The 9,350-nt window shown below is 67.3% G+C and carries 4 protein-coding genes; 1 reads left to right on the top strand and 3 read right to left on the bottom strand.

What is annotated here, in order from left to right; translation table 11 throughout:
* The first annotated feature begins 438 nt into the window (after nucleotides 1-438).
* Nucleotides 439-1,713: a sulfite oxidase gene (locus ACFU6I_RS31405; RefSeq protein WP_384372755.1), complete on the top strand. Its 1,275-nt coding sequence runs from the start codon at nucleotides 439-441 to the stop codon at nucleotides 1,711-1,713.
* Nucleotides 1,714-1,965: 252 nt separating this feature from the next.
* Here ACFU6I_RS31405 and ACFU6I_RS31410 read toward each other — a convergent pair whose 3' ends face one another.
* The 3 genes from ACFU6I_RS31410 to ACFU6I_RS31420 form a co-directional block, all read right to left on the bottom strand.
* On the bottom strand, nucleotides 1,966-2,463 hold the full coding sequence (locus tag ACFU6I_RS31410; RefSeq protein ID WP_384372757.1) for a hypothetical protein: 498 nt from the start codon (nucleotides 2,461-2,463) through the stop codon (nucleotides 1,966-1,968).
* Between the two features lie 41 nt (nucleotides 2,464-2,504).
* Nucleotides 2,505-3,095, bottom strand: coding sequence for a hypothetical protein (locus tag ACFU6I_RS31415; RefSeq protein ID WP_384372758.1), 591 nt, complete (start codon nucleotides 3,093-3,095; stop codon nucleotides 2,505-2,507).
* 207 nt (nucleotides 3,096-3,302) lie between these two features.
* Entirely contained in the window at nucleotides 3,303-8,786 is a 5,484-nt protein-coding gene (locus ACFU6I_RS31420) for a ThuA domain-containing protein (RefSeq protein WP_384372760.1), read from the bottom strand.
* Between the last annotated feature and the right edge of the window lie 564 nt (nucleotides 8,787-9,350).

Consider the following 9,350-nt stretch of genomic DNA (forward strand, 5'->3'; position numbering starts at 1 on the left):
GAGGTGACATGTGAACCGCGACGATCCGACGGACTGCGGTCGCCCGGCGGCAACCGCTGTCGTGGTCGCGGGAGGCGTCGGCATGAGTCGGCGGACCGCAGCGACTCACGGTCACCACACCCCACCTCGTCACCCTCGTCCGCTTCGGCACCCGCTTCGAAAACGGCCGCCGCATCGAGCGGCCCGAAGCGGACTGAAACCCAACTCACCCACAGGTATTGACAATGACTTGCCGCAGAAAAGGACCAACCGAGTGGCGAGATCGCCCCGTTGACGCCTTCTCGCGCTGCGTGCTTGCATCCAGCCATGCCGCCGCTGGAACCTCTGACACGCCGCCGCGCTGTGGACCTCGGCAGCCTTCCCGGCACGCCGCCCAGTGCGCCGGCTCGCACCGTCGTCTCCCATGTCTGTCTGTTGTCTCAACGACGAGGAAATCTCATGCCTTCACCCGTCTCCCCCGCCCACCACGACGAATCCGCGTACGACCGCCACAGGCTGAGCCAGTGGCTCTCCGGGGACGCCAGGGCGGACGGGGTCACCCGCCGCCGGCTGCTGACCCTGCTCGCCGCGACCGCCGCAGGGGCCGCGATCCCCCCGCCGTACCTCGCCCACGCCGCCGATCCCACGATTGTCAAGCCGCTGCCGCCCGAGTGGTTCATTCGGCGCGGCACCAACGCTGAGACCCGCTGGGAGGCGCTGCGCGGAACCGGCCACCGCACCCCCAACGAACTGTTCTTCGTGCGCAACCACACCGCCACCCCTGTCCTGGACGCCGCCGACTGGCGGCTGAAGCTGTGGGGCAGCGGGCTGCGTGGCGCGCCCCGTGAGGACAGGCCGGTGGAGTTCGGGTACGACGATCTGCGCGCCCTGCCCGCCGTGACCCGTACAGCGTTCGTCGAGTGCGCCGGAAACGGCCGCAGCTACTTCACTACGCAGCAGGGCGAAACGGTCACCGGCACCCCGTGGACGCTGGGGGCGATCGGCGTCGCGCGCTGGCGCGGGGTGCGCCTGTCCGATGTCCTGCGCAAGGCCAGGCTGTCCTCGTACGCCGTGGATGTGCAGCCGCGCGGCCTGGACGCCGAGTTCTTCAGCGGCGGTGAGAACCTCGGGCGGGTACGCCGTCCGCTGTCGCTGGCCAAGGCGCTGGACGATGTGCTGCTGGCGTACGAGATGAACGGCGAACCGCTTCCGTACGACCACGGGTATCCGGTGCGGGTGCTGGTGCCGGGGTGGGTGGGGATCTCGTCGATCAAGTGGGTCGGCGACATCGAGGTGTCCAGGCAGCCGCTCTACTCGCCCTGGAACACCATCTTCTACCGTCTGTTCGGCTCCGCATACCCGGAGGAGGGCAGCGCGCCGCTGACCCGGCAGGTGGTCAGGAGTGCCTTCGAGCTCGGGAGTGGGGCGAGGTTCACGGTGGGGGAGGGGCAGGTGCTGCACGGCCGATCTTGGTCGGGCGCGGGGGCCATCGCGCGGGTCGATGTCAGCACCGACGGCGGGGCGAGCTGGCGGCCCGTCCGGCTCCACGACCGGCCCCGTGCCGGCACCTGGACCCGCTGGTCCCTGACCTGGAAGCCCGACACGGTCGGCGACACTCACCTCCTGGCCCGCGCCACCGACACGGCCGGCCACACCCAGCCGGACACCGCCGTGGCCAACACGCAGGGCTTTCTGTTCGACGCAGTGGTGCGTCACCCGGTGACCGTGATCTGACCACTGTCACCGCCGGCAGTTCACTCCCGGCCGGGCGTAGGCCTGCGGCCGGTACGCGGCCGCCCAAGGGCTGTCCCGTCATTCCTGGCGGGCGCACGGCGACAGCTGCGGCACCTCGCTGTGCTGTCGGAACACCCGAATACACCCAGTGGGAGGACGCGCCTCCGCCTTGCGACGCACCGCATCTGACGCCGCGCGCTGATCCACCAGGGATGACGGGACAGCCCTTGGGCGGACACCCCTTGGAATTGATCATCTGGGCTCGGTGGAGCCCGGCCGCTTGCCACGGAGCAGGTGCATCCCGGCCGCGACACCGATCACCGCCGCAGCCGCGATCCCCACCGCGACGACGATCGTGAGCGTCATGTCGGCCGGGCCCGTTGGTGCACCGGTGGCCTGCTGCGATTCGGGGGCGGCGGTGATGTCTCGTGCCACCACGTTCACCGTCTTCTGCGTCTCGGCGGGTTCGGTCGTGGTCACCGTGACACGCCATGTGCCTGTCGGCAGCGGCTGGGCGATGCGGTAAAGGTTCTGGCCCTCAGGCGCGGAGACAAGCTGGAGCGGTCCGAAGGAACGGCTGTCTGTGGAGGTCGCGACCACCGTCCCGATGACGATGTCCCTGACCGGATGACGATCCTTTTTCCAGGTGGCCACCACGTTGACGCCATGGCTGCCGTCTCCGACAACCTCCAATACGATCGGTCCGCCGTGCGCGGAAGCCGCAGGCGCGCCGAGCAGCAGAGCGAGCACGGCGAGCAGGACAGCCGCTGCGGTGTTCCTCAGTGCCATGTTCACGAATTACTCCCCTCGTGTTCGGGATCGGCGGTGAGTGCCCTGCTGCCGGGCGAGGCCGGCAGGAACACGGGCTGGTGCCCGTAGCCCACGTCGCCGTTCACCGCGTCGAGAGCGATGGCTCCGACCGACCAGGTGAAGACGGCATCAGCGCGCTGACGTACGGCGAGGGCCATGACGGTCTCACGGCTGCGCCCGGCAAGTGCCTGCGAGGTCGCGTATGTGTCGACGGCGGTAGCAATCTGCCGTATGGCGGAGGCGAGACTTGAGCGTGCCACGTTGGTGGCGGTTTCGCCGGAAGGCGGGTCGGCGAAGTCCTTGACGGCCGCGGCGGCCGCCTGCCGCCACTTCGCGACGTTGGCCGGGGTTCCCGCGGTGCCGCCGTCAGCGGGCATGGGCATGGCCCGGTCCAGTCCGTCGAGCACCGGAGCGAGTCTGTCGCGGGTGGTGCGGGCCAGCTCGGTGAGGTCCCTGATCTGTTCCCTGTCGCGTTGGGCCGACTCAGCGCGGAGCCGGTCGGCCATCCGCTCGGTCGAACTCGGCCGGGTCACCGCGAACACCAGACCGCCGACGACGAGCGCGCCAGACATGAACGCGGCCGCGAGCGTGAGCACCCGGCCCCGGATCGAATGCCGGCTGATGATGCACCTCCCATGAAAGGGGCGTGTGTTCTGATCGGAGAGGAATGAGGCGGGTGTCCCGCGACGCGTGCCGCGGGACACCTCGGGTGGTTCGGCGGGGTGCCGGGTCCCCTTCCGGTCGTCCGGCACCCGTCGGGGCCGCCGCCCCGGTCATGTTCAGCCGCTCTTCGGCGCGCCGCCGTACTGAGCGATCAGTGCATCGGCGTCCCGGATGAGCACCGTCCTGACCTGGTCATCGGTGATGATCTTCTTGTCGTTGACCTTGTCCTTGAACTTCTCGAGCTCCTTAACGATTTCGTCGTTCTTCTTGTCCTTGCTCTCCGCGTCGCGGACGCCGTCGAGCGCCTTGTGAAGCGTGTCGGCGTTCTTCTGGGTGAGCTTCCCGGAGGCCTCGAAACGGTCGATCAGGTTGGCGATGTCAGCCGTAAAGGTGACGACGGAGAACTTCACCGTCTGCTCGGTCGTGTTGTCCGCCTTGTCGGTGGCGATGACGGTCAGCGTGTGCTCGCCCAGTGCCAGCTCGTGCAGGGCCAGGACCGCACCCGACTCGAACGGCTTGCCATCCAACTTGCCGGTCACCGACTTGATGCCCGAAGCGGTGTCGAGGGCCTGCCAGCTGATGGCGAGATCCTGGCTGTCGCCGTACTGCTGACCGGCTGCCACGCCGGAGATCAGAACGGTTGGGGCCTTGGTGTCGATCTTGGCTGTCACGGCCTTGACGTCCTCGACGTTCCCCGCCTTGTCGGTCGAGCGGTAGGCCAGCGTGTGCGAGCCGTCCCCGGCGACGATGACCGGGGTGGTGTATGCGGTCCAGGCGCCGCCGTCGAGCCGGTACTCGGTGCGGTCGACCCCACTGCCCTTCTCCTCGTCGGCTGCCGTCAGCGTGACCCTGACCGGACCGGTGAACCAGCCGCTGTCCGGCTGGGCCGGGTCGGTCTTCGCGGTCGTCAACGGCGGAGTCTTGTCGGCGACATCCTGGGTGAGGTGGAAGTGGTCGAACTTGGCCGTCTTCGACTCCGTCTGGTTGGCGCCCAAGGCGAACAGCCCGACCTTCGCACCGCTGGCGACCTTGCTGTTCTTGACCGCGGTCGGCGTGCCGTTCACGCCAATCTCGGTCCAGTCGGTGCCGTTGGAGGAGTAGTAGCCGTGGAAGGTGTCGCCCTCCTTCTTCAGTCGCAGCCACCACACGCCGCTGGTGAGCTGGCTGACCGCCGGCTGCGGGTTCTGCACGGTTCCGCCGACCTCGCTGCGCAGCTCGATCCTGCGCGCCACAGCCGCCCCGGCGTTGTTGTCGGTGATGTAGTCGAACTTCACGTAGTCGTCGTCACCGGCGTACACCATCAGCCCGCCCTGCTGGTAGGCCTGGTTGAACGCCGATGCGTCGATCTTGGTCTCCAGCGTCCAGTCGCCTTCCGGCGCCTTCTGCAGGATGAAGTTCTCCGGGCCGGAGTTGCCCGTCCCGAAGATGTCGCCCTTCGAAGTGTCGATCTCCAGGTTGCCGCCGGTCACCCGCACAGCCGAGGGGTCGTGGCGCACGATCGAGTCCCAGCGGCAGCCGTCGATCGCCGTGCCGTCGAACTCGTCGTTCGGACCCGACGCGCTCGCCGTGTCGTCCGGGGTGATCTGGAACCAGTCGAAGGACGCGTCGATCACCGGATGACTGCCGTTGCCGGACAGGGCGAGCAGACCGATCTTCGGGTTGCTGATCCCGGCGAGCTTCTTCGTCTCCGGCATCGCGGTGAAGTTGACGCCGTCCGCTGAGTAGTGGGCGGTCAGGTTGGTGCCGTCGCTGATGAACCGCACGTACACGGTGTCGGGGTAGGCATCCCCGAGCTGCGCCGTGTTGCTCGCCGGCACCTCCTTGGGAGCGCCGTTCTCCTCGCGGATGAACTGGAAGATGCGGTTGGCGTGGTCGTTGGTGCCGCGCGCCTGCAGCACCATCTTGGCGTAGTCGTCGTCGCCGCCGTAGAGGATCAGGCCCGCCTGCTGGTACTGGTCACGCGCGTTGAGAGTGACCTTGGCCGTGGCCATCCAGGCTCCGTCCGGCGCCGGCTGTACGACGATGTTCGACGTGCCGCCGCCGGCTCCGTACAGGTCGGTGTTCGATGTCGGGATCACGAGCTTGCCGTCGGCGATCTTCAGGTCCTGGTTCTCGCGGATGACCGACCAGCGGCCATGGTCGAGTTCAGTGCCCAGGAAGTCGTCGGAACGCCCGGCCAGGCAGAGCGTGTTCGACGCGTCCACCTTGATCGAGATTTCCTTGGTCGTCTTCGCGCCCTTGGCGTTGGTCACGGTGACCGCTGCGGTGTACGTACCCGGCGCAGTGTAGGTGTAGCTCGCGTTCTGGGTGGTCGGCTGCGGGGCTCCCTTCACCCCGAAATCCCACTTGTAGGTGAGTGGCAGGTTGCCGTCGGGGTCGGTGGCCGACGCGGTGAAGTCGACCTTCAGCGGTGCGGTGCCCGATGTCGGGTTCGCCGACGCGGTCACCACCGGGCGCTGATTCTCCGTGACGCCTCTACCGGTGAAGTCGGCCCAGTTGACGTTGAAGAGACCGCCCGCCGTGCTCGCCGGGCTGCGCGCGATGAAGTACAGCGGTCCGCTCTCCGTCGGCGGGTTGGTGAGGTTCATTGTGACGTCGATGTACTTCTGCCAGCCGCCGGTGCCCGGCACGTCGACCGAGCCGACCAGCTTTCCGTTCTCCGGGTCGCCCAGCTTGACCTGAATGGTTCCGCCGGAGGTGTTCGACGCGGCCCGGAACCGGATCGCGTCGATGTCGGTCAGGTTCACCGGGTCGAACGACCACCAGTCGCCGTCCTCGATGTACCCGATGTTCTTGCCACCGCCCATCGGGTCGCTGGTGGTCTCGGTCTGCACGCCCGGGGCGTCGGTGCCCTTGCCGTCCGACGCCCGGCCGGTCTCGGCGAAGTGCTCGGCCTGCTTGCGCTTGGGCTGCAGGATGACCTGACCCCGCCCGGTCAGCGGCTTGGCCTCGTCGGCGGCGCCGTGGTCGGTGTAACTGGCCTCGATCGCATAGAAGAGGTTGTCGTCGACGCCGTGCCCGCCCTCTGTCGTTTGCACCACACCCTCGCAGCCCTTGAGCTGGTCGAGGGGGTGGCCGTGGCCGTCGTGGCCGAGGATCGCCTGGATCTGGACCTCGTTACAGTCGATCTGGCCGTCCTCGGGGTCGGTGACGGTGACCTTGAACTTCACCTGGTCGCCGAAGTCGAAGAACCCGCCGTTCGGTGGCAGGTCTACCTTGACGGTCGGCCGGGTGTTGCCCGCAGTGATCGTCACGCTGGCCTTGGCGGTCATGCCGTCCGCGTTGGTGACGGTCAGGACCGCGTTGTACTCGCCCGCCTTGGTGTAGGTGTGCGTCGGGTTGGGGTCGGTGGAGGCGTCCGTGCCGTCACCGAAGTCCCAGGCGTACGTGAGCGCCTTGCCTTCGGGGTCCTTGGTCCCCTCACTGGACAACTTCACGGTCAGCGGCAGCGGTCCGTCGGTCTTGTCCGCCGAGGCGCGGGCTACCGGCGGCCGATTGCCCTTGACGTACTCGATCCGGTAGACGCCGGAGTCGGCGTTGTCGCCGCCGAACCCGGATCCCCACTCGATCATGTACAGCGCCCCGTCGGGGCCGAACTTCAGGTCCATGGGCCGCTTGAAGCTCATGGACTTGAGTATCTGGTTGATCTTGATGAGCTTGGTGCTGTCCTCGTTCAGCTGGAACGAGAACATTTTGTTGGTGTTCCACTCGCCGAAGATCGCCTTGTTGTCCCAGTACGCCGGCCACTTGACGTCCGACTTCAGGTCCGGGTCGTACCGGTAGACCGGGCCCGCCATCGGCGCGCCGCCATTCAACTCGGGGAAGTTCTGCTGGTCAGTGTTGTAGTGGTACCAGACCGTGGCAGGGATCGCCGGAGGCAGGTCGGTCAGACCGGTGTTGTTGGGCGACTTGTTGACCGGTGCCGCGCAGTTGAACGCCGACCCCGACTTCTTGGTCGCGAAATCGTATTCGACGTAGGGCCTGTTGGGGCCGGTGCAGTACGGCCAGCCGTAGTTGCCCGGCTGGGTGACCAGGTTCCATTCCACCGTGTTCTCCGGACCCCGCGTGGGGCTCGCAGACCCGGCGTCAGGTCCGTAGTCGGCGACCAGCGGGTGTCCGGTCTTCGGGTCGAGGCCGATACGGAAGGGGTTGCGGAATCCCATGCCGTAGATCTCCGGCCTGGTCTTCGCGGAACCAGGCGCGAACAGGTTGCCCGACGGCACGGTGTAGGTGCCGTCCGCCTCGGGGTGGATCCGCAGCAGCTTGCCGCTGAGGTCGTTGGTGTTGCCCGCAGTGCGTTGCGCGTCCCATGCCTCACGGCCCGGCTGCTCGTCGATCGGCGTGTAGGCGTCCGAGGCGAACGGATTGGTGTTGTCGCCGGTGGCGAGCCACAGGTCGCCGGTCTTGTGATCCATCAGCATGCCGCCGCCGTGGTGGCAGCACTCGGCCCGCTGCACCGGAATTTCGAGGACTTTCTTCTCGCTCGACATGTCGAGGGTGTCCCCGGTGACGGTGAACCGGCTCAGCCGGTCGACGTTCACCCCGGTCGGCGAGTGGAACAGGTACACCCAGTGATTGGAGTCGAAGTCTCGGTCCAATGCCAGGCCGAGCAGCCCGCTCTCGTTGGCGGTGAACACGTTCAGGTGACCGGCCGTCACGGTGCCGCCGCTGGGTTTGATGACCCTGACGTCGCCCATCCGGTCGACGAAGAAGACCCGGCCGTCGTCCGCGACGTCCAGCATCATCGGGTTCGACGTCTTGTTGTCGAGGGTGACCTTCTCGAAGCTGCCGTTCTGCGAAGCCGCGCAGTCGGCCTTCACCACACCTGCCGCGGTCTTGATGCCGCCGAGGAGCATCTTCAGGAAGTTCGGCTCGGCGAAGCTCTCCCTGGTGTGGCCGAGCCCCGTGTACCACGACCGGCCGCCGTCGTAGTCCTGGCACCACGTGGTCGGGTGGTCGATGCCCATGGTGCCGCCGGAGTAGGACTTCTCGTCCATCGACTGCAGCACGTGCACGGTGCTGCGGGGGTTGGCCTGGTAGTCGTACCACTCGTCGGTGCGGGTCCACGACGTCGGCAGACCTTCGGTCGACGGGTGCGCCGGGTCCTCGACCTTGACGGTGGCCTGCTGGATCGCCGGGTGCGACTTGAAGTACCCGCCGACGAGTTTGCCGTACCACGGCCAGTTGTAACCGCTGTCGGAGGCCGCGTGGACCCCGGCGAAACCGCCACCGCGCTGGATGTAGCGCTGGAAGGAGTCCTTCTGCTCCTGGGTGCCCAGCGGATCGCCGGTCGTGGACAGGAAGACGACGGCCTGGTACTGCGCCAGGTTCTCGTCAGTGAACTTCGAGCTGTCCTCGGTCGAGTCGACCGCGAAGCCGTCGTCCTGGCCTAGCTTCTGAATCGCCGCGATGCCGTCGGGGATCGAGTCGTGCCGGAATCCGGTGGTCTTGGAGAAGACGAGCACCTTGAAGGCAGGTGCCGGAGTTTCGGCGTGCGCCGGCGTCGTCGGCGCGAACAGCGACAGGACAGGCAGGACGAGGGCGAGGGCCATCGTCGCGGCTATTCGGCGTAAGGGGCGACGATGTTTGTGGGCTGTCACAACGGCTCCTCTGGAGGTCACGCGAGCGTGGACTTGTCGGGCCTACTGCTGGTTGGGAAAAGGGGCGGGACGTTCGGCTTCGGTGCGCCGTACGTCGTGGCAGAGCGGTGCCGTGGGGAATCGCTGCCCTTCGGATCCGTTGGGAGGTCCGACAGGGCTGTGGGGTCGCTTGTCAGGTGGTGCGCTGCGCAGTCGGCCCCGAGCTGCCGTTCGGAGAACGTGAGCTGGACGCGGAGAGCATGGTGACAAGGGAAACCCTCCCGGGGCACTGTCACTTGGCTGGCGCGTGGGATGAAATTGAGGCGGACTGTCCTCATACTGGCCCAGCCGCCCTCGCGTCGGCCCGGATGCCGGTCTCGCCTGGCTTGGGACTCCGAACAGAATGGGCACCCGGCCCCCGCGTCTGGCACCGCACTTCGAGGCGTCGATTCGCCGGAAGTACAGCCAGTACGAGGACGACATCCCACTCAAGTCGACGAAGCCGTATCGGTGGTCATGTGTCATGACCAACCCTCGATACCCCTCCTTCCCCTTCGTTGACATCCGGAGTGGAACGCCGCGTGT

Source organism: Streptomyces sp. NPDC057486, from assembly GCF_042802415.1.
GTDB lineage: Bacteria > Actinomycetota > Actinomycetes > Streptomycetales > Streptomycetaceae > Streptomyces > Streptomyces yanii.